We start from the raw sequence: 23,704 nt of genomic DNA, 5'->3' as shown, positions 1-23,704 counted from the left end.
CTGTAGGGCATGGAAATCCCTACGCAAACGTTTTCTTTTTCTGTTAGAATGCGCCCCGAACTGGACGACAGGGCGTAAATCGTGGGACGTATATGGTCTGGATTGATTACGCCATTATGGCGGTGCTGGGTCTTTCTTGCCTGGTCAGCCTGATCCGCGGCTTTGTTCGCGAAGCTTTATCGTTAGTGACGTGGGGTTGCGCGTTTTATGTCGCCAGCCATTACTACGCTGACCTGTCTGTCTGGTTTACGGGCTTTGAGGATGAACGGGTTCGAAATGGGATTGCTATTGCGGCGCTGTTTATCGTGACGCTCATCGTTGGCGCTATCGTGAACTATGTGATAGGTCAGCTGGTGGAGAAGACCGGTTTGTCAGGTACCGACAGGGTATTGGGGATCTGCTTCGGCGCGCTACGTGGGGTGCTGATCATCGCCGCTATCTTGTTCTTCCTTGACACTTTTACCGGGATGGCGAAGAGCGATGACTGGCATCAGTCGCAGTTTATTCCCTATTTTACCCCCGTCATCAGATGGTTTTTTGAATACCTGCAAAGCTCGTCAAGTTTCTTGCCTAAAGTATAGACTTTGGGTCGTTGCTGAACGAGGAAAAGACGTATGTGCGGTATTGTCGGTATCGCCGGTGTTATGCCGGTTAACCAGTCGATTTATGATGCGCTAACGGTGCTCCAGCACCGTGGACAGGATGCCGCTGGCATCATCACCATTGATGCCAACAACTGCTTCCGGTTGCGTAAGGCTAACGGGCTGGTAAGCGACGTATTCGAAGCCCGCCACATGCAGCGTATGCAGGGCAATATGGGTATTGGCCACGTGCGTTATCCTACGGCGGGCAGCTCCAGCGCCTCCGAGGCACAGCCGTTTTACGTTAACTCGCCGTATGGCATCACATTGGCGCATAACGGCAACCTGACTAACGCACACGAGCTGCGTAAAAAGCTGTTTGAAGAAAAACGCCGCCATATCAATACCACCTCTGATTCCGAAATCCTCCTCAATATTTTCGCCAGTGAGCTGGATAACTTCCGCCACTACCCGCTGGAAGCGGACAACATCTTCGCTGCGATTGCGGCGACCAACCGCCAGATCCGCGGCGCGTATGCGTGCGTGGCGATGATTATCGGTCATGGCATGGTGGCCTTCCGCGACCCCAACGGCATTCGTCCGCTGGTGCTGGGTAAACGTGACGTTGGCGACGGCCGCACCGAGTATATGGTGGCGTCCGAAAGCGTGGCGCTCGATACGCTTGGTTTTGAATTCCTGCGCGATGTCGCACCGGGCGAAGCGGTCTATATTACCGAGAAAGGCCAGCTGTTTACCCGTCAGTGTGCCGATAATCCGGTCAGCAACCCGTGCCTGTTCGAGTACGTCTATTTTGCCCGTCCGGACTCGTTTATCGACAAAATTTCCGTCTACAGCGCCCGCGTCAACATGGGGACTAAGCTGGGCGAAAAGATTGCCCGTGAGTGGGAAGATCTGGATATTGACGTCGTTATCCCGATCCCGGAGACCTCCTGCGATATCGCTCTGGAAATCGCCCGCATTCTCGACAAACCTTATCGTCAGGGCTTCGTGAAGAACCGCTACGTCGGCCGGACGTTTATCATGCCGGGTCAGCAGCTGCGTCGTAAATCTGTTCGTCGTAAGCTCAACGCCAACCGTGCGGAATTCCGCGATAAGAACGTGCTGCTGGTCGATGATTCCATTGTACGCGGCACCACCTCTGAGCAGATCATTGAGATGGCGCGCGAAGCTGGGGCGAAAAAGGTTTATCTGGCCTCCGCTGCGCCGGAAATTCGTTTCCCGAACGTTTATGGTATCGATATGCCGACCGCCAACGAACTGATCGCCCATGGCCGCGAAGTGGATGAGATCCGCCAGATCATCGGCGCCGATGGCCTGATTTTCCAGGATCTTAACGATCTGATCGACGCGGTGCGCGCGGAGAACCCGGATATTCAACAGTTTGAATGCTCGGTGTTCAACGGCGTGTACGTCACCCGGGATGTCGACCAACAGTACCTCGACTACCTTGACTCCCTGCGTAACGATGATGCCAAAGCGGTACAGCTGCAGAACGAAGTCGAAAATCTGGAGATGCACAACGAGGGTTAACCCCTTCGCGCATCGCGGGCCTGCCGTTCCTGAGGGACGGCGGGCCTTTTTTTATCCCATTGGCGGTGCCTCAATGGTTGCGCCAGAGGCTATAATCCGGCAAAGTCTGCGGCACACGCGCAAGGGGTAACAGAACGTGAAACGACTGATTATTGGCATTTCTGGCGCCAGCGGCGCTATCTATGGCGTGCGGATGCTGCAGGTGCTGCGGGGTGTGCCGGAGATTGAAACCCATCTGATCCTCAGCCAGGCGGCGCGGCAAACGCTGGCCCTCGAGACGGACTTCAGCGTGCGCGACGTGCAGGCGCTGGCCGATGTGGTGCATGACGCCCGCGATATCGCCGCCAGTATCTCTTCCGGTTCGTTTAAAACCGCCGGGATGGTGATTTTACCCTGCTCAATGAAAACGCTCTCTGGCATTGTCCATAGCTATACGGATGGCCTGCTGACGCGGGCGGCCGATGTCGTGCTGAAGGAGCGTCGTCCGCTGGTGCTCTGCGTGCGGGAAACGCCGTTCCATCTCGGCCATCTGCGACTGCTGGTTCAGGCCGCGGAGCTCGGGGCGGTCATTATGCCGCCGGTGCCGGCCTTTTATCACCGGCCGCAAAGCCTGGATGATGTCATCAACCAGACCGTCAATCGGGTGCTCGATCAGTTCGATATTAGCCTGTCTCAAGACCTGTTTACCCGCTGGCAGGGGACACTGGATTGCACTAAATAAGTGCGTCCAATGTACGCTTGCGCCGCTGTGGTGCAAATTTGTCGTCCCGATCAAATCCTCGACATTTATTTCGTCTTTTTGCGCTGAGGCACTGCGGTTTCGCCAGTAATGCTGGTATCTTCCCTTCCAAGACAATCCTGCAACTTTATTTTAACAAATTTAACCCTGTTCCCGGCACGCACCGGGAAGATGGCACAAAAACTGCAGGATTGATCGGCAATCACCATAACAAGCAACGCACCACATCACGACACTTAAGGGTACTGTATGAAGAAGACGATTCTGGCTCTCTCTTTACTCGTGGGAATGAGCAGCACGGCGAGCGTGTTTGCTGCTCTGCCGCAGAGCATTCGCATTGGCACTGACGCGACCTATGCGCCATTTTCGTCGAAAGACGCAAAAGGGGACTTTGTGGGTTTTGATATCGATTTAGGCAATGAGCTGTGCTCCCGAATTAAGGTGAAATGTACCTGGGTCGGCAGTGATTTTGACTCCCTGATCCCCTCCCTCAAAGCGAAGAAAATTGACGCCATCATCTCTTCGCTCTCCATCACCGAGAAGCGTCAGCAAGAGATCGCCTTCTCTGACAAGCTTTATGCCGCTGACTCGCGTCTGATCGCTGCCAAAGGGTCGCCGATCCAGCCGACGCTGGAGGCGCTGAAAGGCAAGCACGTCGGGGTGCTGCAAGGTTCGACTCAGGAAGCCTATGCTAACGACCGCTGGCGCAGCCAGGGCGTTGACGTGGTGGCTTACCAGAACCAGGACCTGATCTATTCAGATCTCGCAGCTGGCCGTCTGGATGCGGCGCTGCAGGATGAAGTCGCCGCCAGCGAAGGCTTCCTGAAACAGCCTGCCGGGAAAGATTTTGCCTTCGCCGGCCCGTCCGTTAAAGACAAAAAGTACTTTGGCGACGGCACCGGTATCGGTCTGCGTAAGGCCGACGTCGAACTGAAAGCTGCGTTTGATAAAGCGCTGGGCGAGATACGTAAAGACGGCACCTACGACAAAATGGCGAAGAAATACTTCGATTTTAACGTTTACGGCGACTAAGACTGCTGCAGGCCCGCACGATAGTGTGGGCCTGACGCCATACTCGTGACCCTGCCCCAGAACGGTGCAACAAAAAACGCTGTGGATCATTTCAGTGCAAAAGCAGCCAGTTTTTTGGCTAAAAAATGCATAGTTAAGCGTTTCTGATGCAAAAAATCGGCCTTTCTGGTGCATAAATCTTTGCCCTCAAGGGGCGAATAATGGCACGATAACTGGCGTAAATAGTTCTAATAAACCCGTTAGAATGACAGTCTGTCGAGGATAGTTATGAAAAAACTGGCGTTGTCTCTCTCTTTAGCGCTGGCCCTTTCCAGCGTTTCCACGGTCTTTGCCGCCATTCCGCAAAAAATTCGTATTGGCACCGATCCGACTTATGCCCCCTTCGAATCGAAGAATGCGCAGGGGGAATTGGTGGGTTTTGATATCGATCTGGCAAAAGAGCTGTGTAAGCGTATTAATACCCAATGTACCTTTGTTGAAAACCCGCTGGATGCACTGATCCCCTCCTTAAAAGCCAAGAAAATCGACGCGATTATGTCTTCGCTGTCGATTACCGAAAAGCGCCAGCAGGAAATTGCCTTCACCGACAAGCTGTACGCGGCAGATTCGCGTCTGGTGGTGAAAAAGGGCAGCCCGGTAACGCCGGATCTGACCACGCTGAAAGGTAAGCGCGTGGGTGTGCTGCAGGGGACGACTCAGGAAACCTATGGTAATGAGCACTGGGCGCCGAAAGGTATCGAAATTGTCTCCTATCAGGGGCAGGACAATATCTATTCCGACCTGACCGCCGGCCGTATCGACGCCGCGTTCCAGGATGAGGTCGCGGCCAGTGAAGGGTTCCTGAAACAGCCTATCGGTAAAGATTACCAGTTTGGCGGACCATCGATTAAAGATGAGAAGCTGTTCGGCGTCGGCACCGGTATGGGGCTGCGTAAGGAAGACAACGAACTGCGTGAAGCGCTGAATAAGGCGTTTGCAGAGATGCGTAAGGACGGCACCTACGACAAACTGGCGAAAAAATACTTCGATTTTAACGTATACGGCGAATAATTCTCACGCCTCACCACTGCGCGTGCGTTTCACGCGCAGTGGTGAATGACAGACAGGGTAGGCAGCATGCTGTATGGGTTTTCACAGGTTATTTTGCAGGGTGCGCTCGTCACCCTGGAGCTTGCGCTCAGCTCGGTCGTTATTGCGATCCTGATCGGGCTGGCCGGCGCTGGCGCGAAGCTATCGAGCAATCGTCCTCTGGCGCTGGTGTTTGAAGGCTATACCACACTGATTCGCGGCGTCCCCGACCTGGTGCTGATGCTGCTAATTTTCTACGGCCTGCAGATTGCGCTAAACAGCGTCACCGATGCGCTGGGCATGACGCAGTTTGATATCGATCCGATGATCGCCGGGATTATCACCCTCGGCTTTATCTATGGCGCCTATTTTACGGAAACCTTCCGCGGCGCCTACCTTGCGGTACCAAAGGGGCATATCGAAGCGGCTACCGCCTTCGGCTTTAGCGGCGGGCAGACGTTCCGGCGTATTCTGTTCCCGGCGATGATGCGCTACGCGCTGCCGGGGATCGGCAACAACTGGCAGGTTATCCTCAAGGCAACGGCGCTGGTCTCGCTGCTGGGTCTGGAGGATGTGGTCAAAGCCACCCAGCTGGCCGGGAAAAGCACCTGGCAGCCGTTCTACTTCGCCATCGTCTGCGGCCTGATTTATCTGGTGTTTACCACCCTTTCTAATGGCGTACTGCTGCTGCTCGAACGCCGCTATACCGTTGGCGTGAAGAGGGCTGACCTGTGATTGAAATTATTCAGGAGTACTGGAAATCACTGCTGTGGACCGACGGCTATCGCTTTACCGGCGTGGCAATAACCTTATGGTTGCTGATCGCCTCGGTGGTGATGGGCGGCGTTATGGCGGTGTTTCTGGCGATCGGCCGCGTCTCAAGCAATAAATTTATTCAGTTTCCCATCTGGCTGTTCACTTACATCTTTCGCGGCACGCCGCTGTATGTGCAACTGCTGGTTTTTTACTCCGGCATGTATACCCTGGAAATCGTCAAAGGCACGGAGCTGCTGAACGCTTTTTTCCGCAGCGGGCTAAACTGCACGGTGCTGGCGTTAACCCTGAATACCTGCGCCTATACCACTGAAATTTTCGCTGGGGCGATCCGCTCAGTACCCGCCGGAGAAATTGAAGCGGCGCGGGCCTACGGCTTCTCGTCCGTCAAACTGTACCGCTGCATTATTCTGCCTTCCGCGCTGCGCATTGCGCTACCGGCCTACAGTAACGAAGTGATCCTGATGCTGCACTCCACCGCGCTGGCGTTTACCGCTACGGTGCCGGATCTGCTGAAAATCGCCCGCGATATTAACTCCGCGACCTATCAGCCGTTCACTGCCTTTGGCATCGCCGCGGTGCTCTATTTAATTATCTCGTATGTGCTGATTAGCTTGTTCCGTAAAGCGGAAAAGCGCTGGTTGCAGCATATCAAACCTTCTTCGACGCATTGAGAACGCCATGTCCGACAATAAATTAAACGTTATCGATCTGCACAAACGCTATGGAGAACACGAGGTGCTGAAGGGCGTCTCCCTGCAGGCGAAAGCCGGGGACGTGATCAGTATCATCGGTTCATCGGGTTCCGGGAAAAGCACCTTTTTGCGCTGTATTAACTTCCTCGAAAAACCGAGCGAGGGCACGATCGTCGTCAGTGGCCAGAATATTGGCCTGGTGCGGGATAAAGACGGCCAGCTGAAGGTGGCTGACAAGAACCAACTGCGTCTGCTGCGTACTCGCCTGACCATGGTGTTCCAGCATTTCAATCTGTGGAGCCATATGACGGTGCTGGAGAACGTCATGGAGGCGCCGATTCAGGTGCTGGGCTTAAGCAAACAGGAAGCGCGCGATCGCGCGGTAAAATACCTGGCCAAGGTCGGGATTGACGAACGTCAGCAGGCGAAATACCCGGTGCATCTCTCCGGCGGCCAGCAGCAGCGTGTCTCGATTGCCCGCGCGCTGGCGATGGAGCCGGAAGTGCTGCTGTTTGATGAGCCAACGTCCGCTCTGGATCCGGAACTGGTGGGCGAAGTGTTGCGTATCATGCAGCAGCTGGCGGAAGAGGGAAAAACCATGGTGGTGGTGACCCACGAAATGGGCTTTGCCCGCCACGTCTCTTCGCATGTTATTTTCCTGCATCAGGGCAAAATTGAAGAAGAAGGGCATCCGGACGCGCTGTTTGGCGCGCCGAAAAGCCCGCGCCTGCAGCAGTTTCTGAAAGGGTCGCTGAAATAACCGGCTCACCCGGCGTCTGTAGGCGTCGGGTGAACTTCCCGCTCCAGCCGATAGATCCAGTCATCGTAATCGATGCCGTTCAGATGATAGGCTTTCTCCAGCACCTGGGTGCGCACAAAGCCTTGCTTCTCCAGCAGGCGCGATGAGCCATGATTTTCACTCAGCACCCAGGCATTGATGGCCTGCACCCCCAGCGTGCTGAAACCATAATCGCAGATCGCGCGCAGCGCTTCGCTGGCATAGCCTCTTCCCTGAGCCTGCGGTAGCAGGGCGTAGCCGACGTCAGCCTCGTGCGGATTTTTCGGACTGATGCGTAGCCCAATATCGCCCAGCGCGTCGCCGCGTTTATCACGCAAAACAAACACCCCGGGATCGGCACAGCGGCTGGCAAACACGCTGCGCAGCGCCGTCTCGCTTAACACTTCCCCCATAAAACGCATCACCAGCGGATCCTGGCGCAGGCGCAGAAAAAAGGGCCAGTCATCGGTAACAAAGCGGGTAAGCGAAAGGCGTGGTGTGGTGATGGTTGTCATAAAGCAGTCAATACGCAGAAAGAAAAGCCTACCTTAGCACTTTGCTTCGCCAGGTAACATCGGTGAACCGGCCGGCTGGCGGTGAATTCAGGCGATTAAGGGCGCTGGTTGTCCTGAATATGGCGATGCTGCAGCGCCTGGGTGAGGCCATCCAGGCGTGGAGCATGAGCCAGCAGAATGGAATCAGGGGAGCCAATGCTCCCCCGTTTAGCCATTAGCTCAGCACATCCTTGAGCGCTTCGTCCAGATCGTACCAGCGGAAGGCGAAGCCAGCGGCTTCCAGACGCTTAGGCAGCGCGCGCTGGCCACCGAGCACCAGGACGGCGGATTCACCCATCAGCAGGCGGATAGCGGCGGCAGGAACGCGGAAAATGGCTGGTCGATTGAGCGCATGACCCAGCGCGTGGGCGAACTGTTCGTTATGCACCGGATAGGGAGAAACCATATTGAACGGGCCGCGTAAATCGTTATCCAGCAGCCACAGAATGCCGTTAACCATATCGTCGATATGGATCCAGGCCAGGTACTGTCTGCCGCTGCCGATGGGCCCGCCGAGGCCGAGCTTAAAGGCGGGCGTCATTTTGCCGAGAATACCACCCCGCGGGGCCAGTACCACACCGGTGCGCAGCAGGCAGACGCGGGTCTGTTCGCTTTGCGCTTCGCAGGCAATTTGTTCCCAGCGGGCGCAAAGCTTATGGGTAAACTCATTGTGCGGTGGCTCTTCTTCGGTCACCACCACCTCGCCGAGATCGCCATAGTAGCCGGTGGCGGAACCGCTGATCAGCACGGAGGGAGGCGTGTCGCTGGCGTGGATCAGGCCAACCAGCCGCTGAGTGAGATCCCAGCGGCTATGGCACAAGCGTTGTTTCTGCTCGGCTGTCCAGCGTTTATCAGCAATGGGCTCGCCTGCCAGATTGATGACGGCATCAATATCGTTGAGGTGGTGATGGCCTTCGAAATCGCGCCACAGCGTGACGCGCGGATCGAGGCGGGCGCGGGCGGTATCCGGATGCCGTGTGGATACCGTGACGCTATGCCCCAGCTCCAGCAACCGGGGTATCAGATGTCGGCCAATCAGGCCGGTGCCACCCGTAAGCAGGATCTTCATACCACCTCCCTGACATCGTTATCGCCGCCAGCTCATGGTCATCGACACCGAGTCGGCATAGCGCAGCGCATGAAGTTTATCGATCTCCACTTCAGCATATGTGACCCAGTGATGTTCGCATGCGATATTCAGCACATCCTGAGTTAATTTTTCCAGTAGCGAGAAACGGCCATTCTCAAGATGACTGATGATGCGCTTGGTAATGGTGCGGTAGTTCAGCGCATCATTGATGTCTTCGCTGTCGCGTGCCTTATCGGCGGGATAGTGAATCGCAACATTCACCACCACGTCCTGGCGGTTGGCGATCTCTTCCTCTTTAATTCCAATAAAAGTACGCAGGCGCAGGTTCTTAATACGAATAATGGCGTCTGGTTGAGACATTGCAGGCTTCCTCCGTGTTGTAAGTCCTGCAATCATACAACAAAGCGCGACGGGCGAGCAGGGGGTTAATAAGGCTGAATTTTTAGCATTGCTTCAATCGTCGCCGGCCGCTGCTTAATGCGCTCATACCAGTTATGTACCGCCGGATAGTTCGCCAGATCGATACGCTGTCGGACATGGCTGTTGACCCAGGGCCAGGCGGCAATATCGGCGATGCTGTAATGGTCGCCGCCAAGCCACGGACTGGCTTCAAGGCGGTGATTGAGAACCCTGTACAGTCGCTGGGTTTCCACCTGAAAACGTTCAATGGCGTAGGGCACTGTTTGCGGTGCCGAGTGGGTAAAATGCTGATTTTGCCCCAGCATCGGCCCAAGACCGGCGACCTGCCAGAATAGCCATTGCAGGGTGATATAGCGCGTCCGCAGTTCACCGCTCAGCAGTTTGCCGCTTTTCTCCGCCAGATAGAGCAGGATGGCACCGGATTCGAAGACGCTCAACGGCGCTCCACCATCGGCAGGCATGTGGTCGACAATCGCCGGGATTTTGTTATTCGGCGAAATCGCCAGAAACTGCGGATGAAACTGTTCCCCTTTGCCGATATCGACCCGAATTAGCCGATAGGCCAACTGCGCCTCTTCGAGAAACAGGGTGATTTTGTGGCCGTTTGGGGTGGGTGCATAGTAGAGATCGATCATAATATTTCCCGCCGTCGTGGGTCGCAAACTGTTCGAGTATAGGTGAAGCTGCGCAACCCGGGAGGAAATCCGCGAGCGGTGCGTCGCTCTGGAGGCAGCCACTTGATGCTGACGCGCGAACGAGCAGTGACATCGCCGGCAAGCCAGGCTATGTTGGCTTATTGTCCTGTCTACCCCCTTTGAGGAAGCCATGAGCCAGCCAGTGATTACCCTGTGGTCCGATGCCGATTTTTTCTCACCGTATGTGATGTCTGTCTATGTCGCTCTGCAGGAAAAAAGCCTGCCTTTTAGCCTTAAAACCGTCGATCTGAACCGCGGCGAACATCTGCAGGCTGGCTGGACGGGCTATGCCGCCACCCGTCGCGTACCGCTGCTGGAGGTTGATGATTTCGCGCTGAGCGAGTCCTCGGCGATTACCGAGTATCTGGATGAGCGTTTCGCCCCGCCGGAGTGGGAGCGCATTTACCCGCATGACCTGCAAAAACGCGCCCGCGCCCGGCAGATCCAGGCCTGGCTGCGCAGCGATCTGGTGCCGATTCGTGAAGAGCGATCCACCGCCGTGGTGTTTGGCGGGGTGAAAATGCCGGCCCTCAGCGAGGCAGGCAAGCAATCTGCGGAAAAACTGTTTGCTACCGCCGCCACGCTACTGGCCCACGGCGGGCAAAATTTATTTGGCGAATGGTCTATTGCCGACGCCGACCTGGCGCTGATGCTCAATCGTCTGGTTCTCAATGGCGATGAGGTGCCGGAGGCGCTGGCCGATTACGCGACTTTCCAGTGGCAACGGGCTTCAATCCAGCGTTACGTGGCGCTTTCCGCCAAACGCGCAGGCTGATCGCCCGCTGCGCTTCCGCTATCATAGTGGCATCGTAACCAGTGGAGATGGAATCTATGAAACTGATGTTTGCCTCCGATATTCATGGTTCGCTGCCCGCTACGGAACGCGTGCTTGAACGGTTCGCGCAAAGCGGCGCCAGGTGGCTTATTATTCTCGGCGATGTGCTCAATCACGGGCCACGCAATGCGCTGCCGGAAGGGTATGCGCCGGCGGAGGTGGCCGAGCGGCTTAACAGCGTGGCGGAGCGCATTATTGCCGTTCGCGGCAATTGCGACAGCGAAGTGGATCAGATGCTACTTCGTTTTCCAATGACCACGCCCTGGCAACAGGTGCTCAGCGAACGCTACCGCCTGTTTCTGACCCATGGCCATCTGTATAGCCCGGAAAATTTGCCGCCGCTGGACGCTGGTGATGTTCTGGCTTATGGCCATACTCATATTCCGGTCGCGGAAAAACGCGGTGCGATCTACCTGTTTAATCCTGGCTCAGTGAGTATCCCGAAAGGGGGATATTCCGCCAGCTATGGGTTGCTGGATGAGGGGCGTCTGCAGGTTTTAGCACTCAATGATAATCAGGTTATTGCAGAGGTCGCAATTTACCCGTAATTTAGCCCTCAATCATAAAGACGCGCCGCGAGAGCGCTTTCAAAGTAAGGTTTCCTGATGGCGGAACAGAATCATTTGGCAAGCACAGAATGGGTCGATATTGTTAATGAAAACAATGAGGTGATAGCACAATCTAGCCGCGAGCAGATGCGCGCGCAGTGCCTGCGTCACCGGGCGACCTATATCGTCGTTCACGACGGAATGGGAAAAATTCTGGTGCAGCGACGCACCGAGACAAAAGACTTTCATCCGGGCATGCTGGATGCGACCGCCGGCGGCGTCGTTCAGGCTGATGAGCAACTGCTGGAGTCTGCCCGTCGCGAGGCCGAAGAAGAGTTAGGCATCGCGGGAGTACCGTTTGCCGATCACGGTCAGTTTTATTACGAAGATAAGTTCTGTCGCGTCTGGGGAAGCCTGTTCAGCTGCGTCTCGCATGGGCCATTTGCGCTGCAGGAAGAAGAGGTAAGCGAGGTGTGTTGGTTAACGCCGGAAGAGATCACTGCCCGCTGCGATGAGTTCACGCCGGACTCGCTGAAAGCGCTGGCGCTGTGGATGACCCGTAACGCGGGTAATGAGTATGACGACGCGGAAGAGGGCGAGTAATTTCGCTATCGCGCAGCAGCAATAGCTGCTCGCCTCGTGATGAAAAAAGGCAGCCATCTGGCTGCCTTTTGCTTTTATCTCAGCGGGGAATTAATTCTGCTGCTGAGCTGACTGGATCGCGGTCAGAGCGATGGTATAGACGATATCGTCAACCAGCGCGCCACGAGACAGGTCGTTGACCGGCTTGCGCATACCCTGCAGCATCGGCCCGATGGAGATCAGGTCGGCAGAGCGCTGTACCGCTTTGTACGTGGTGTTACCGGTGTTCAGATCCGGGAAGATGAACACGGTCGCGCGGCCAGCAACCGGCGAATTCGGCGCTTTGGATTTCGCCACGTCAGCCATGACGGCGGCGTCGTACTGCAGCGGGCCATCGATCATCAGGTCAGGACGTTTTTCCTGCGCCAGACGGGTCGCTTCGCGGACTTTCTCAACATCACTACCCGCGCCGGAGGTACCGGTGGAGTAGGAGAGCATCGCTACGCGCGGTTCGATCCCGAAGGCAATCGCGGAGTCAGCGGACTGAATGGCGATTTCCGCCAGCTGTTCTGCGGTCGGATCCGGGTTGATCGCGCAGTCGCCGTAGACATAAACCTGTTCCGGCAGCAGCATGAAGAATACGGAAGAGACCAGCGAGCTGCCCGGTGCGGTTTTGATCAGCTGCAGCGGCGGACGAATGGTGTTGGCGGTGGTGTGAACCGCGCCGGACACCAGACCGTCGACTTCGTCTTGTTCCAGCATCAGGGTGCCGAGAACCACGTTGTCTTCCAGCTGCTCGCGAGCGACGGCTTCGGTCATGCCCTTGCTCTTACGCAGTTCGACCAGGCGAGCCACGTAGCTTTCGCGAACCACTTCCGGGTCGACGATTTCGATACCCGCACCCAGCTCAACGCCCTGCGCTGCGGCAACGCGGTTGATCTCATCCGGGTTACCCAGCAGCACACAGGTGGCGATGCCGCGTTCCGCACAGATAGCGGCGGCTTTCACCGTACGCGGTTCGTCGCCTTCCGGCAGGACAACCCGTTTGCCGGCTTTGCGCGCCAGCTCGGTCAGCTGGTAGCGGAAGGCTGGCGGGGAGAGACGACGGCTGCGCTCGGAGGTCGCGGTCAGCGATTCGATCCAGTCGGCGTTGATGTAGTTGGCCACGTATTCCTGAACTTTCTCGATGCGCTCGTGATCGTCAACCGGTACTTCGAGGTTGAAGCTCTGCAGGCTCAGGGAGGTCTGCCAGGTATTGGTATTGACCATAAACACCGGCAGGCCGGTGGCGAAGGCACGTTCGCACAGCTTGCTGATGCGCGCGTCCATTTCATAGCCGCCGGTCAGCAGGATGGCGCCGATTTCCACGCCGTTCATCGCGGCCAGGCAGGCCGCGACCAGCACGTCAGGACGGTCTGCCGAGGTGACCAGCAGCGAGCCTGCGCGGAAGTGCTCCAGCATGTGCGGGATGCTGCGCGCACAGAAGGTCACGGATTTCACGCGACGGGTGTTGATGTCGCCTTCGTTGATGATGGTGGCATTCAGGTGATGCGCCATGTCGATCGCGCGGGTGGCGATCAGATCGAAGCTCCACGGCACCGCGCCCAGCACCGGCAGGGAGCTGCCTTTCTGCAGCTGAGCCGGATCGATCTTCACGACTTTCGCTTTCGACGAGTCGTCGAAGATTTCGGACAGGTCAGGACGGGTACGGCCCTGCTCGTCGACCGGTGCATTCAGTTTGTTGACGATAACGCCGGTAATGCTGGTGTTTTTCGCGCCGCCAAAGCTGTTGCGGGTCAGTTCAATACGCTCGTTCAGCTGTTCTGGCGTATCGGTGCCCTGCGACATCACGAAGACGATCTCCGCGTTCAGCGTTTTGGCGATTTCAAAGTTCAGCGCCTGGGCGAACTGATGCTTACGGGTCGGCACCAGACCTTCCACCAGTACCACTTCCGCGTCCTGGGTGTTCGCGTGATAGTTGGCGATGATCTCTTCCATCAGCACATCTTTCTGATTGCTGGAGAGCAGAGATTCAACGTGGCTCATCTTCAGCGGTTCAGCGGCGGTGGTGGTGGAGGAGCTGGCACGAACGATGGTGGTGGTCTGGTCTGGCGCATCGCCACCGGAACGCGGCTGAGCGATAGGTTTAAAGACGCTCAGACGAACGCCTTTGCGTTCCATAGCACGGATCACACCGAGGCTGACGCTGGTCAGGCCTACGCTGGTACCGGTAGGAATTAACATGATAGTACGGGACACGGTATATCCTCTTTCGTTTCCGCCAGTATCAGGCGGGATACAAAACAGCACCACCAGCTACCCGTCATACTTCAAGTTGCATGCGCGTTGGCTCTACTTGCTCACCCCGGTCGCGTACGCTGTGTACGTGACCGGGGATTTGCTGCGTCGCCGCCTTCCTGCAGCTCGAATTATTGAAGGTTATGGCTGGCGGTGTGGAATTAAGCGGTCAGACGGCTGGCGTCTTGCGCGATAACCAGTTCTTCGTTGGTCGGGATAACCACGGCAGGACGGGTGCCTTCTTTGTTGATGAAGCCAGACTTGCCGAAACGGGCAGCCAGGTTACGTTCGTGGTCAACTTCGAAGCCCAGTACGCCCAGTTTGCCCAGCGACAGTTCACGCACCATCGCGGCGTTTTCACCGATACCGCCGGTGAAGATAACGGCGTCGAGACGACCGTCCATCAGCGCGGTGTAGGAGCCGATGTATTTCGCCAGGCGGTGGCAGTAGACGTCCATCGCGCGTTTAGCGTCGGCTTTTTCCTGGTAGTTGTCTTCCACGTAGCGGCAGTCGCTGGTGACTTCGGTCAGACCCAGCAGGCCGGACTCTTTGGTCAGCATTTTGTTGATCGCGTCAACGCTCATGCCCAGGGTGTCGTGCAGATGGAAGATGATTGCCGGGTCGATGTCGCCGGAGCGGGTACCCATCACCAGACCTTCCAGCGGCGTCAGGCCCATGGAGGTATCAACGCATTTACCGTTACGGATAGCGGAAACAGAACCACCGTTGCCGAGGTGGCAGGTGATGATGTTCAGTTCTTCCACTGGCTTGTTCAGGATCTTAGCGGCTTCCTGAGTGACATAGAAATGGCTGGTGCCGTGCGCGCCGTAACGACGAACGCCGTGATCTTTATACAGGCTGTACGGCAGGGCGTAGAGGTAGGATTCTTCCGGCATGGTCTGGTGGAATGCCGTATCGAATACTGCCACGTTTTTGTCTTTCAGGTGCGGGAAGGATTTCAGCGCTTCAGCGATGCCGATCAGGTGTGCCGGGTTATGCAGCGGTGCGAAGGACGCAGCGTCTTTAATACCCTGAATCACAGACTCGTCGATCACCACGGAGCTGGTGTATTTTTCACCGCCGTGTACGATACGGTGGCCGATTGCGGTCAGCTGAGCAGACAGTTCTGGTTTTTGTGCCAGAATAGTGTTAACGATAAAGTTCAGTGCTTCACTGTGCGCGGCACCGGCGCCTAATTCAGCTTCTTGTTTGCCGCCGTCAATTTTCCATTTGATACGGGCTTCCGGCAGGTGGAAGCATTCCGCTAAACCGGACAGATATTCGTCGCCGTTAACGGCATCAAGGATAGCAAATTTCAGAGAGGAGCTACCGCAGTTCAGAACCAGTACTAACTTACTCGACATGGAAGTACCTTTTTATGATACGTGGCTAAAAAAACGTCAGTGTGTCATTAGCGTAGCGCAGGATGACCTCGACATTTATGATTAACATCATGCCTTGTTCTGTTTTCGGGCACGATGAGAGAAGTACATTTGATTTTATGCCATTTTGCATAATTTTCAGCCAATGGCAGAATATGCGATAATTTGACTAGCCTGGCAAAAGAGTCTATCCGCCCTTTCAGGCGGGCACAGGATACCTGATTGCGGCATCCTTTGCCAAAATCTTTTGAACGTTGTCATGCATAGTTGGTGTTTTGCACGAATTTTTTAAGTTTTATATGTAAAGTTGAGGTAAAGCCATGTCGACCCCTGAGAAACGCCCCGTTAGCTTCTTTCGCTTGTTCAACCGCGGGCAGCATTACGCAAAGACCTGGCCTCTCGACAAGCGCCTCGCGCCGGTGTTTATCGAAAACCGCATTATTCGTGCCACCCGCTATGCGACCCGCATCATGCCGCCGATCGCCATTTTTACGCTGTGCTGGCAGATAGCTCTGGGGGGCCAACTGGGTCCTGCGGTCGCCACCGCGCTATTTGCGCTGAGCCTGCCGATGCAGGGACTATGGTGGTTGGGTAAGCGTTCGGTCACGCCGTTGCCACCCTCCATTCTTAACTGGTTCTACGAAGTGCGCGGCAAACTGCAGGAGGCGGGACAGGCGCTGGCGCCGGTCGAAGGCAAGCCCGATTATCAGGCGCTGGCTGACACGCTTAAGCGCGCCTTCAAACAACTGGATAAAACTTTCCTTGATGATTTGTAATTCACTACGGAAAACGCATATAAAAGAAGGCGCATGATTTATGCGCCTTCTTTATTTCACGCCCTACCGTGCTACAGGAGTCACAACATGGAAATGACCAATGCGCAGCGTCTGATTTTATCCAATCAGTACAAAATGATGACGATGCTCGACCCGGACAATGCGGAACGCTACCGTCGTCTGCAAACCATCATTGAGCGTGGGTATGGGTTGCAGATGCGCGAACTGGACCGCGAGTTTGGCCAACTGACGGAAGAAACCTGCCGTACCGTTATCGATATCATGGAGATGTACCACGCGCTACACGTCTCCTGGACCAACCTGAAAGACGCGGCGGGTATCGATGAGCGTCGCGTCACTTTCCTCGGATTTGATGCCGCCACCGAAGCGCGTTTTCTCGGCTATGTACGCTTTATGGTCAATATTGAAGGCCGTTACAGCCATTTTGACGCCGGCACTCATGGCTTTAACTCGCAGACCCCGATGTGGGAGAAATATCAGCGGATGCTGAGCGTCTGGCACGCCTGCCCGCGCCAGTATCACCTGAGCAGTAATGAAATTAACCAAATTATCAATGCCTGAGGGAGGTGCCCGTGCAGTGTAAAGGTTTCCTGTTCGATTTAGACGGGACGCTGGTGGATTCCTTGCCGGTGGTGGAGCGTTCATGGTGTAAGTGGGGCGATCGTTTCGCCATTGACCATGATGAAATTCTCAGTTTTATTCACGGCAAGCAGGCCATTACCTCTATTCGCCATTTCATGCCGGGTCGCAGCGAGGAGGATATCCAGGCCGAATTCCGCTTCCTCGAGCAGATTGAAGCCACTGATATCGAGGGCATTGTCGCTCTGCCGGGGGCGTTAACCCTGCTGAATACCCTCAATGAGACCGGGATCCCATGGGCGATTGTCACTTCCGGGTCGGTGCCGGTTGCCCACGCGCGTCATCGCGCGGCAGGCCTGCCAATGCCGGAGGTCTTCATCACCGCTGAGCAGGTAAAACACGGAAAACCGGCGCCGGATGCCTATCTGCTGGGCGCCGAGCGGCTGGGGCTGCCGGCTGACCAGTGCGCGGTGGTAGAAGATGCGCCGGCGGGGCTGCTCTCCGGCCTGGCGGCGGGGTGTCGCACCATCGCGGTCAACGTGCCTGCCGATGCCCCTCGACTGGATGACGCCGACCTCGTGCTAAGCAGCCTGGACGATCTGGTGATCGAACGCCAGGCGGACGGCTATGTTAATGTGCGTCTTAAAGCGTAAACGTATGATTTCGCCCCGCGTTGCCGGGGCTTTTTTATGCCACTATGTCGACTCCCACTTGTGACAAGGAAACGTTGTGAACGGTGAATTGATTTGGGTTTTATCCCTTCTGGCTATCGCGGTTGTGCTGTTTGCTACCGGCAAGGTGCGCATGGATGCTATCGCCCTGATGGTCATTGTCGCCTTCGTCCTCAGCGGCACGCTGACGCTGAATGAAGCGTTTTCCGGGTTCAGCGATCCTAACGTGATCCTGATTGCCGCCCTGTTTATTATCGGTGATGGCCTGGTTCGTACCGGGGTGGCCACCAAGATGGGGGCGTGGCTGGTGAGTGTGGCGGGCAACAGCGAAACCAAGATGCTGGTTTACCTGATGCTCACCGTCGCCGGGCTGGGTGCGTTTATGAGTTCAACCGGGGTGGTCGCCATTTTCATTCCGGTGGTGCTCAGCGTGTCGGCGCGGATGAATACCTCTCCCTCGCGGCTGATGATGCCGCTCAGCTTTGCCGGGCTTATCAGCGGGATGATGACCCTGGTCGCAACGCCCCCCAATCTGGTGGTCAACAGTGAACTGCTGCGCGAAGGGCTGCACGGCTTCAGCTTTTTCAGCGTCACGCCGATTGGCCTGGTGGTGCTGATCCTTGGCATCGTCTATATGCTGGCGGTGCGCTTTATGCTGAAGACAGAGAATGGCGAATCCGCGCGTGATGGCCGTAAAAGAAGCACCTTCCGCGATCTGATCCGCGAATATCACCTCACTGGCCGCGCCCGCCGGCTGGCGATCCGTCCTGGTTCGCCGATGATCGGCCAGCGTCTTGATGATTTAAAACTGCGTGAGCGGTACTGTGCCAACGTCATCGGCGTCGAACGCTGGCGGCGGTTCCGTCGGGTGATTGTTAACGTCAACGGGGTATCGGAATTCCGCGCCCGTGACGTCCTGCTGATCGATATGTCCGCCTCCGATATCGACTTACGCCAGTTCTGTGGTGAGCAGATGCTCGAGCCGATGGTGCTGCGCGGCGAGTATTTTGCCGATCAGGCGCTGGATGTGGGCATGGCGGAGGTGTCGCTGATCCCGGATTCGGAGATGATTGGGAAAACGGTGCGTGAGATAGCGTTCCGCACCCGGTTTGGTCTCAATATCGTCGGCATGAAGCGCGATGGCGAGGCGATGGATGGTTCCGTGGTCGATGAGCCGCTGCAGCTCGGCGATATCCTGCTGGTGGTCGGTAACTGGCGGCAAATTGCCCTGCTGGCGAAGCGTGGGCGGGATTTCGTGGTGCTCAATATGCCGGTTGAAGTGGATGACGCTTCGCCGGCGCACAGCCAGGCTCCGCACGCGATTTTCTGTCTGGTGCTGATGGTAGCCCTGATGCTCACCGATGAAATTCCCAATCCGATTGCCGCGATCATCGCCTGCCTGCTGATGGGGAAATTCCGCTGCATCAACGCCGAAAGCGCCTATAAGGCGATCCACTGGCCGAGCATTATTTTGATTGTCGGGATGATGCCGTTTGCCCTGGCGCTGCAGAAAACCGGTGGGGTAGATCTGGTGGTCAAGGGACTGATGGACGTCGCCGGAAGCGAGGGGCCTTATCTGATGCTCGGCTGCCTGTTTGTAATGTGCGCGGCGATAGGCCTGTTCATCTCTAATACCGCGACCGCGGTCCTGATGGCGCCCATAGCCCTGGCAGCGGCGAAGTCGATGGGGGTGTCGCCCTATCCTTTTGCCATGGTGGTGGCGATGGCGGCTTCGGCGGCGTTTATGACTCCGGTTTCCTCGCCGGTCAACACCCTGGTGCTTGGCCCGGGTAAGTATTCCTTCAGCGACTTTGTGAAGATTGGCGTGCCCTTCACCGTACTGGTGATGGTGGTCTGCGTACTGCTGATCCCGGTGCTGTTTCCGTTTTAAGGGTGTCAGGCCGGGTAGGGCGCAACCGCTGCCCGGCCTGAAAAATTACAGTGGCGAATCCTGACTTATTTCATCCAGCGACAGCTGGAAGCTCGGGACAAACACCTGCATAAAGTAATCCATCTCTGCGCTTCGCCGCGACGCCAGCGTCTTTTCCAGACGGCCTTTGGCCAGCAGAAATTCGTTGTTACCCGCAGACAGCTCTTCGAGGCACTTCAGGTAAGCGCAGAGGGCGTCAGCCTGTTTAACGATCGACTGCTCTTCCTCACTGTAGTGATGCTCATCAATCAGCGGCTCGAAAATATCGCGCAGCTCGTCAGGGACCATATCCACCAGCTTTTGCTGAGCAATTTTCTCAATCGCCTTATATTCCTGGGCAATCTGGGAATTGAAATATTTCACCGGGGTAGGGAGGTCGCCAGTTAATACTTCGGAGGCGTCATGGTACATCGCCAGCAGGGCAATACGTTCGGCGTTGACCTGGCCGCCAAATTTGCGGTTTTTAATTGCCGCCAGCGCATGGGCGACCATCGCCACCTGCAGACTGTGTTCGGAGACATTTTCGGTGCGCACGTTGCGCATCAGTGGCCAGCGGTTGATCAGTTTCAGGCGGGAGAGGTGGGCAAAGAAATGACTCTGACTCATAGGAACCCTTAATCAGTGACAACATCGGGTTCCATTGTGCGCAGGGATCGCCGCCGGATGCAAATGCCGGCGGCGGAGCGATTAAAGCTGGTGGTAGCCGGAGAGGAAGCGGCCAAAGCGGGAGATCGCCATCTCCAGGTCGTCTTCACGAGGCAGCGTCACAATGCGCACATGATCCGGCCACGGCCAGTTGAACGCGGTGCCCTGTACCAGCAGTACTTTCTCCTGTAGCAGGAAGTCGAGCACCATTTTCTGGTCGTCGTGAATATTGAAGCGTTTGGCGTCAATTTTCGGGAACATGTACAGCGCGCCTTTTGGCTTCATGCAGGAGACGCCCGGAATATCGTTGATCAGCTCCCAGGCGCGGTTGCGTTGTTCATACAGGCGCCCGCCGGGGATGATGAATTCGCTGATACTCTGGTAGCCGCCCAGCGCCGTCTGGATAGCATGTTGTGCCGGCACGTTGGCGCACAGACGCATCGACGCCAGCATCTCCAGGCCTTCGATATAGCCCTTAGCGTGTTTTTTCGGGCCATTCAGCACCATCCACCCCTGACGGAAGCCGGCAACACGGTAGGTTTTCGACAGTCCGTTAAAGGTCACGGTCAGCAGATCCGGTGCCAGAGCAGCAATCGAGTGATGCTGGGCTTCGTCGTAGAGGATCTTATCGTAGATCTCATCGGCGAAAATAATCAGGTTATGCTGCCGGGCGATCTCGACGATCTCTTGCAGCAGTTCTTTGGAATAGACCGCGCCGGTGGGGTTGTTGGGGTTAATGATCACGATCCCGCGGGTGCGCGGCGTGATTTTTGCGCGGATATCGTCAAGATCCGGGAACCAGTCAGCGGATTCGTCACACAGATAGTGGACCGCTTTGCCACTGGAAAGCGACACCGCCGCCGTCCACAGCGGGTAGTCCGGCGCGGGAACCAGCATCTCATCGCCGCTGTTTAACAGCGCCTGCATCGCCTGCACAATCAGTTCGGACACGCCGTTGCCGATGTAAATATCTTCTACCGTGACATCACGCATTCCCCGGGCCTGGTAATGCTGCATGATGGCTTTGCGCGCCGAGTACAACCCTTTCGAATCGCAGTAACCCTGGGCAGTAGGCAGATTGCGGATGACGTCGACGAGGATCTCGTCAGGGGCCTCGAAGCCGAATGGCGCCGGGTTGCCGATGTTCAGTTTCAGAACTTTATTGCCTTCTTCCTCAAGACGTTTCGCTTCTTTCAGAACCGGGCCACGGATGTCGTAACAGACGTTCTCTAACTTGCTGGATTTTTCGATGGGGGACATGAATCTTGACCTTTTAGCTGTTATCGCCACTCCCTGCCGTGGAAGTCAGCACGGAACAATGTACTCCGCATCCCCGCTGTTTTGAAGGCTTTGCAGGAGAAGATTTTGCTAACACAGGATTTTAAGCGTAATTGATTTATCTGCCGCTTACGGTTTTAGATTGTATGTTCTACCTGTTTATGGTGGTTTTTTGGTCGTATATGTAGACGATATGCCGTTTTTGCCATCATTTATCTGGTTTGTTTGTGAGGGAGAGGGGCGAACGAAGAATGTTGGTGGGCTAAAAAACGCTATCCTTAATGCAATATCGGCTCATTTGTAATTTGGATGTTAAATAATATCAATAAAAAACAGCGTACGAGTGCATTATTATTATTTTTGACAGGTAATAATCTGAGGTTTGTTAATTTATATAAAATGTTGAAAAAAATTTAAAATTATCTGAGTTAATCCTTATTTAGGCTTATAAAAAGGACGGGAATCGGTTAGAATATCGCCGTTAATATCAGTGGTATCCGGTAAGCACTCCGGTTGGATTGATACTTAATATATTGTTATTGCAGAATTTTGTTGTTCATCCTTCCCTGCGTAAACGTGCGGTGGAAGAGAGGCTTTCTCACCACCACTGGCCAGTCTTTCGGCGCGACGTATGACGCCTGACTGACCGTGGTAATAAATAACAATGAGAAATACGAACAATATATTACTCCGTGGTTCTGCGCATTTGCCCAGACGAGTACTTTAGCATGTAATAACGTTCGTCCAGTTGTTTATCCGCCATCTGACGGTGAGCACGAGGCTCAGGGAATAGCCGGAAACCTGGCGTAAAGCATCAACAAGGCAGGTCAGCGTTAGCCACCTGTAAGTGAAGAAATATGATTAATACAACACGTCCGATACTCAACCTTGATCTCGATCTGCTGCGCACCTTTGTGGCAGTCGCTGATTTGAACACCTTCGCCGCCGCCGCCGCCGCAGTGTGTCGTACCCAGTCCGCGGTCAGCCAGCAAATGCAACGCCTCGAGCAACTGGTTGGCAAAGAGCTTTTCGCCCGTCACGGCCGCAATAAACTGCTCACTGAGCAGGGGATCCAGCTGCTGGGGTATGCTCGCAAAATCCTGCGCTTTAACGATGAGGCCTGCATGTCGTTAATGTATGGCAGCCTGCAGGGGGGACTGACCATCGGTGCCTCGGAAGAAACGGCTGATACCATCCTGCCGTTTTTGTTAAACCGCATCGGCTGCTTCTATCCCAGAATGACGCTGGAGATCAAAGTCCATCCTCATGCCGCAATTATGACGATGCTGGCCGAGGGGCTGATTGATCTGGCGTTGACCACCCATCAGCCTCCCGGCTTTACCTCTTTCACCCTGAGAACGTCACCGACCCTCTGGTACTGTGCGGCGGAATATGTGCTGGCGAAGGGGGAGTCTATTCCCCTGATCCTGCTCGAAGAGCCAGGTCCATTCCGCCAGGATATTATTGCCGCGCTGGAGGCTGCCCGCGTCTCGTGGCATCTGGCCCATGGCGCTTCGTCTCTCTCCGGGGTGAAAGCGGCGGTCAAAGCTGGGCTGGGCGTCACCGCGCGACCCGTCGAAATGATGAGCCCCGATTTGCGCGTGGCTGGCATCAGCGATGGATTGCCGAGCCTGCCGGATACCCGGTATGTGGTGAGTTGCAATCCACAGACAGCGAGCGAGCTGCCGCAGGTGATTTTTCAGTCGCTGAGTCAGGAGAGCGACCCCTGGCGAACGGGGCCGGCACTTACCCCGGAAGAGGGAGATAACACCTTCATTTTGTGAGGGCAATTTTGCTAACAAAGATCACAAAAACTGGTAACAGAATGTAAGTGGGCAAAAAGAGCCTCCGGGGAGGGTTTCCCGCCTGGTGGCTCTTTTTTTTGCACTATTATTGATGTTTTGAATGTTTTTTTTATTTCTTTCCTGAAAAATCAGCGTATTGGCGTGACCGAGCGCTCACCTTGTCGACTTTTCCCTGCACTTTCAACACTTCCTGCTAATGTTAAAAAACCGGACGGATTGTTGCCGATTTCCTGGGGTAATTAACAAAACCGTGTCACAGATCAAGAAAATACCCCTCTTTGGGGGGAGGAATCGAGGCTAAATCCTGTCAAAATAGAAGGGATTTTTGATTTACGACGGAAACGGACACGATTCAACAACACTAAAACCGAACAGTA

At 55.6% G+C, this 23,704-nt stretch carries 25 protein-coding genes and 1 pseudogene; 17 read left to right on the top strand and 9 right to left on the bottom strand.

All coding sequences use genetic code 11. From position 1 onward, the window contains the following. Positions 1 to 92 precede the first annotated feature (92 nt). The 3 genes from cvpA to CWM54_RS17900 all read left to right on the top strand — a co-directional run bounded on the left by cvpA (position 93) and on the right by CWM54_RS17900 (position 2,853). Positions 93 to 581, top strand: coding sequence for a colicin V production protein (gene cvpA, locus CWM54_RS17910; protein WP_002913214.1), 489 nt, complete (start codon positions 93 to 95; stop codon positions 579 to 581). 33 nt (positions 582 to 614) lie between these two features. Next, positions 615 to 2,132 carry an amidophosphoribosyltransferase gene (gene purF / locus CWM54_RS17905; RefSeq protein WP_100631067.1) on the top strand — a complete coding sequence of 506 codons (1,518 nt, stop codon included), beginning with the start codon at positions 615 to 617 and terminating at the stop codon, positions 2,130 to 2,132. Positions 2,133 to 2,268: 136 nt separating this feature from the next. Then, the gene (locus CWM54_RS17900) at positions 2,269 to 2,853 is read left to right on the top strand and encodes a UbiX family flavin prenyltransferase (protein WP_074387934.1); all 585 of its coding nucleotides are present in this window, start codon (positions 2,269 to 2,271) and stop codon (positions 2,851 to 2,853) included. Between the two features lie 65 nt (positions 2,854 to 2,918). Here the strand turns inward: CWM54_RS17900 and CWM54_RS28730 are convergent, their stop codons facing one another. Continuing rightward, positions 2,919 to 3,080, bottom strand: a complete 162-nt coding sequence (locus tag CWM54_RS28730; RefSeq protein WP_012540975.1) for a hypothetical protein — start codon at positions 3,078 to 3,080, stop codon at positions 2,919 to 2,921. A 40-nt stretch (positions 3,081 to 3,120) separates the two neighbouring features. Between CWM54_RS28730 and argT the strand changes: the two genes are divergently transcribed. From argT to hisP, 5 genes are all read left to right on the top strand, one after another. Next, a complete protein-coding gene (gene argT / locus CWM54_RS17895) occupies positions 3,121 to 3,903 on the top strand; it encodes a lysine/arginine/ornithine ABC transporter substrate-binding protein ArgT (protein ID WP_061153776.1) in 783 nt (260 codons plus the stop codon). Between the two features lie 267 nt (positions 3,904 to 4,170). After that, positions 4,171 to 4,953: a histidine ABC transporter substrate-binding protein HisJ gene (hisJ, locus tag CWM54_RS17890; RefSeq protein WP_100698019.1), complete on the top strand. Its 783-nt coding sequence runs from the start codon at positions 4,171 to 4,173 to the stop codon at positions 4,951 to 4,953. A 66-nt stretch (positions 4,954 to 5,019) separates the two neighbouring features. Then, positions 5,020 to 5,706 (top strand): histidine ABC transporter permease HisQ, encoded by a 687-nt coding sequence (locus CWM54_RS17885; RefSeq protein WP_061153777.1) that lies wholly within the window; start codon positions 5,020 to 5,022, stop codon positions 5,704 to 5,706. Continuing rightward, the gene (locus tag CWM54_RS17880; RefSeq protein ID WP_061153778.1) at positions 5,703 to 6,419 is read left to right on the top strand and encodes an ABC transporter permease; all 717 of its coding nucleotides are present in this window, start codon (positions 5,703 to 5,705) and stop codon (positions 6,417 to 6,419) included. Before CWM54_RS17885 ends, CWM54_RS17880 begins: the two co-directional genes overlap by 4 nt. Positions 6,420 to 6,426: 7 nt before the next feature. Next, positions 6,427 to 7,200: a histidine ABC transporter ATP-binding protein HisP gene (hisP, locus tag CWM54_RS17875; protein WP_008803931.1), complete on the top strand. Its 774-nt coding sequence runs from the start codon at positions 6,427 to 6,429 to the stop codon at positions 7,198 to 7,200. Between the two features lie 5 nt (positions 7,201 to 7,205). On the opposite strand, the gene CWM54_RS17870 is transcribed toward hisP, so the two are convergent. After that, complete coding sequence (locus CWM54_RS17870) at positions 7,206 to 7,733, bottom strand: GNAT family N-acetyltransferase (RefSeq protein WP_022066030.1); 528 nt, start codon at positions 7,731 to 7,733, stop codon at positions 7,206 to 7,208. Positions 7,734 to 7,852: 119 nt separating this feature from the next. Here CWM54_RS17870 and CWM54_RS28725 point away from each other — a divergent pair. Further along, a pseudogene (locus CWM54_RS28725) lies at positions 7,853 to 7,965 on the top strand (hypothetical protein); the annotation flags it as partial. Here the strand turns inward: CWM54_RS28725 and CWM54_RS17865 are convergent. From CWM54_RS17865 to yfcG, 3 genes are all read right to left on the bottom strand, one after another. Beyond that, the gene (locus tag CWM54_RS17865) at positions 7,948 to 8,841 is read right to left on the bottom strand and encodes a TIGR01777 family oxidoreductase (protein ID WP_061153782.1); all 894 of its coding nucleotides are present in this window, start codon (positions 8,839 to 8,841) and stop codon (positions 7,948 to 7,950) included. The pseudogene CWM54_RS28725 and the gene CWM54_RS17865 overlap by 18 nt on opposite strands. An 18-nt stretch (positions 8,842 to 8,859) precedes the next feature. After that, a complete protein-coding gene (gene folX, locus CWM54_RS17860) occupies positions 8,860 to 9,222 on the bottom strand; it encodes a dihydroneopterin triphosphate 2'-epimerase (RefSeq protein ID WP_002913200.1) in 363 nt (120 codons plus the stop codon). Positions 9,223 to 9,287: 65 nt separating this feature from the next. Then, complete coding sequence (gene yfcG / locus CWM54_RS17855; protein ID WP_100681051.1) at positions 9,288 to 9,917, bottom strand: GSH-dependent disulfide bond oxidoreductase; 630 nt, start codon at positions 9,915 to 9,917, stop codon at positions 9,288 to 9,290. A gap of 190 nt (positions 9,918 to 10,107) precedes the next feature. On the opposite strand from yfcG, the gene yfcF reads away from it, so the two are divergent. From yfcF to yfcD, 3 genes are read left to right on the top strand one after another with little or no spacing between them, the layout of a single operon-like run. Further along, positions 10,108 to 10,752 (top strand): glutathione transferase, encoded by a 645-nt coding sequence (gene yfcF / locus CWM54_RS17850; RefSeq protein ID WP_061153784.1) that lies wholly within the window; start codon positions 10,108 to 10,110, stop codon positions 10,750 to 10,752. A 56-nt stretch (positions 10,753 to 10,808) separates the two neighbouring features. Continuing rightward, positions 10,809 to 11,360, top strand: coding sequence for a phosphodiesterase (gene yfcE, locus CWM54_RS17845; protein ID WP_100698017.1), 552 nt, complete (start codon positions 10,809 to 10,811; stop codon positions 11,358 to 11,360). Positions 11,361 to 11,417: 57 nt separating this feature from the next. After that, positions 11,418 to 11,963 carry an NUDIX hydrolase YfcD gene (gene yfcD / locus CWM54_RS17840; protein ID WP_012540981.1) on the top strand — a complete coding sequence of 182 codons (546 nt, stop codon included), beginning with the start codon at positions 11,418 to 11,420 and terminating at the stop codon, positions 11,961 to 11,963. 90 nt (positions 11,964 to 12,053) lie between these two features. On the opposite strand, the gene pta is transcribed toward yfcD, so the two are convergent. Together pta and ackA are read right to left on the bottom strand one after the other, a co-directional pair. Next, the gene (gene pta, locus CWM54_RS17835; protein WP_061153786.1) at positions 12,054 to 14,201 is read right to left on the bottom strand and encodes a phosphate acetyltransferase; all 2,148 of its coding nucleotides are present in this window, start codon (positions 14,199 to 14,201) and stop codon (positions 12,054 to 12,056) included. 200 nt (positions 14,202 to 14,401) lie between these two features. Next, positions 14,402 to 15,604: an acetate kinase gene (gene ackA, locus CWM54_RS17830; protein ID WP_061153787.1), complete on the bottom strand. Its 1,203-nt coding sequence runs from the start codon at positions 15,602 to 15,604 to the stop codon at positions 14,402 to 14,404. 338 nt (positions 15,605 to 15,942) lie between these two features. On the opposite strand from ackA, the gene yfbV reads away from it, so the two are divergent. The 4 genes from yfbV to CWM54_RS17810 all read left to right on the top strand — a co-directional run bounded on the left by yfbV (position 15,943) and on the right by CWM54_RS17810 (position 19,560). Further along, positions 15,943 to 16,398 (top strand): terminus macrodomain insulation protein YfbV, encoded by a 456-nt coding sequence (yfbV, locus tag CWM54_RS17825; protein ID WP_061153788.1) that lies wholly within the window; start codon positions 15,943 to 15,945, stop codon positions 16,396 to 16,398. 87 nt (positions 16,399 to 16,485) lie between these two features. Beyond that, positions 16,486 to 16,980, top strand: coding sequence for a YfbU family protein (locus CWM54_RS17820; protein WP_012540982.1), 495 nt, complete (start codon positions 16,486 to 16,488; stop codon positions 16,978 to 16,980). Positions 16,981 to 16,991: 11 nt separating this feature from the next. After that, positions 16,992 to 17,651, top strand: a complete 660-nt coding sequence (locus tag CWM54_RS17815) for a sugar phosphatase (RefSeq protein WP_061153789.1) — start codon at positions 16,992 to 16,994, stop codon at positions 17,649 to 17,651. 76 nt (positions 17,652 to 17,727) lie between these two features. Next, positions 17,728 to 19,560, top strand: a complete 1,833-nt coding sequence (locus tag CWM54_RS17810; protein WP_100698015.1) for an SLC13 family permease — start codon at positions 17,728 to 17,730, stop codon at positions 19,558 to 19,560. A 45-nt stretch (positions 19,561 to 19,605) separates the two neighbouring features. Here the strand turns inward: CWM54_RS17810 and yfbR are convergent, their stop codons facing one another. Together yfbR and alaA are read right to left on the bottom strand one after the other, a co-directional pair. Next, complete coding sequence (gene yfbR, locus CWM54_RS17805; RefSeq protein ID WP_002913188.1) at positions 19,606 to 20,205, bottom strand: 5'-deoxynucleotidase; 600 nt, start codon at positions 20,203 to 20,205, stop codon at positions 19,606 to 19,608. Between the two features lie 81 nt (positions 20,206 to 20,286). Further along, entirely contained in the window at positions 20,287 to 21,504 is a 1,218-nt protein-coding gene (gene alaA, locus CWM54_RS17800; RefSeq protein ID WP_008803944.1) for an alanine transaminase AlaA, read from the bottom strand. Between the two features lie 875 nt (positions 21,505 to 22,379). On the opposite strand from alaA, the gene CWM54_RS17795 reads away from it, so the two are divergent. After that, on the top strand, positions 22,380 to 23,306 hold the full coding sequence (locus CWM54_RS17795; RefSeq protein ID WP_061153790.1) for a LysR family transcriptional regulator: 927 nt from the start codon (positions 22,380 to 22,382) through the stop codon (positions 23,304 to 23,306). Positions 23,307 to 23,704 lie beyond the last annotated feature (398 nt).

This window comes from Klebsiella sp. D-Nf1 (assembly GCF_002810515.1).
Taxonomy (GTDB): Bacteria; Pseudomonadota; Gammaproteobacteria; order Enterobacterales; family Enterobacteriaceae; genus Klebsiella; species Klebsiella variicola.
Note: the sequence above shows the minus strand (reverse complement) of the source record. Positions and strands in the feature narration are given on the sequence as shown.

Coding starts and splice junctions, on each gene's coding strand:
- argT (WP_061153776.1), top strand. CDS start 3,121: ATGAAGAAGACGATTCTGGCTCTCTCTTTACTCGTGGGAATGAGCAGC.
- cvpA (WP_002913214.1), top strand. CDS start 93: ATGGTCTGGATTGATTACGCCATTATGGCGGTGCTGGGTCTTTCTTGC.
- ackA (WP_061153787.1), bottom strand. CDS start 15,604: ATGTCGAGTAAGTTAGTACTGGTTCTGAACTGCGGTAGCTCCTCTCTG.
- CWM54_RS17795 (WP_061153790.1), top strand. CDS start 22,380: ATGATTAATACAACACGTCCGATACTCAACCTTGATCTCGATCTGCTG.
- CWM54_RS28730 (WP_012540975.1), bottom strand. CDS start 3,080: ATGGTGATTGCCGATCAATCCTGCAGTTTTTGTGCCATCTTCCCGGTG.
- yfbV (WP_061153788.1), top strand. CDS start 15,943: ATGTCGACCCCTGAGAAACGCCCCGTTAGCTTCTTTCGCTTGTTCAAC.
- CWM54_RS17870 (WP_022066030.1), bottom strand. CDS start 7,733: ATGACAACCATCACCACACCACGCCTTTCGCTTACCCGCTTTGTTACC.
- folX (WP_002913200.1), bottom strand. CDS start 9,222: ATGTCTCAACCAGACGCCATTATTCGTATTAAGAACCTGCGCCTGCGT.
- alaA (WP_008803944.1), bottom strand. CDS start 21,504: ATGTCCCCCATCGAAAAATCCAGCAAGTTAGAGAACGTCTGTTACGAC.
- yfcE (WP_100698017.1), top strand. CDS start 10,809: ATGAAACTGATGTTTGCCTCCGATATTCATGGTTCGCTGCCCGCTACG.
- yfcG (WP_100681051.1), bottom strand. CDS start 9,917: ATGATCGATCTCTACTATGCACCCACCCCAAACGGCCACAAAATCACC.
- purF (WP_100631067.1), top strand. CDS start 615: ATGTGCGGTATTGTCGGTATCGCCGGTGTTATGCCGGTTAACCAGTCG.
- yfcF (WP_061153784.1), top strand. CDS start 10,108: ATGAGCCAGCCAGTGATTACCCTGTGGTCCGATGCCGATTTTTTCTCA.
- yfcD (WP_012540981.1), top strand. CDS start 11,418: ATGGCGGAACAGAATCATTTGGCAAGCACAGAATGGGTCGATATTGTT.
- hisJ (WP_100698019.1), top strand. CDS start 4,171: ATGAAAAAACTGGCGTTGTCTCTCTCTTTAGCGCTGGCCCTTTCCAGC.
- CWM54_RS17820 (WP_012540982.1), top strand. CDS start 16,486: ATGGAAATGACCAATGCGCAGCGTCTGATTTTATCCAATCAGTACAAA.
- hisP (WP_008803931.1), top strand. CDS start 6,427: ATGTCCGACAATAAATTAAACGTTATCGATCTGCACAAACGCTATGGA.
- yfbR (WP_002913188.1), bottom strand. CDS start 20,205: ATGAGTCAGAGTCATTTCTTTGCCCACCTCTCCCGCCTGAAACTGATC.
- CWM54_RS17865 (WP_061153782.1), bottom strand. CDS start 8,841: ATGAAGATCCTGCTTACGGGTGGCACCGGCCTGATTGGCCGACATCTG.
- CWM54_RS17885 (WP_061153777.1), top strand. CDS start 5,020: ATGCTGTATGGGTTTTCACAGGTTATTTTGCAGGGTGCGCTCGTCACC.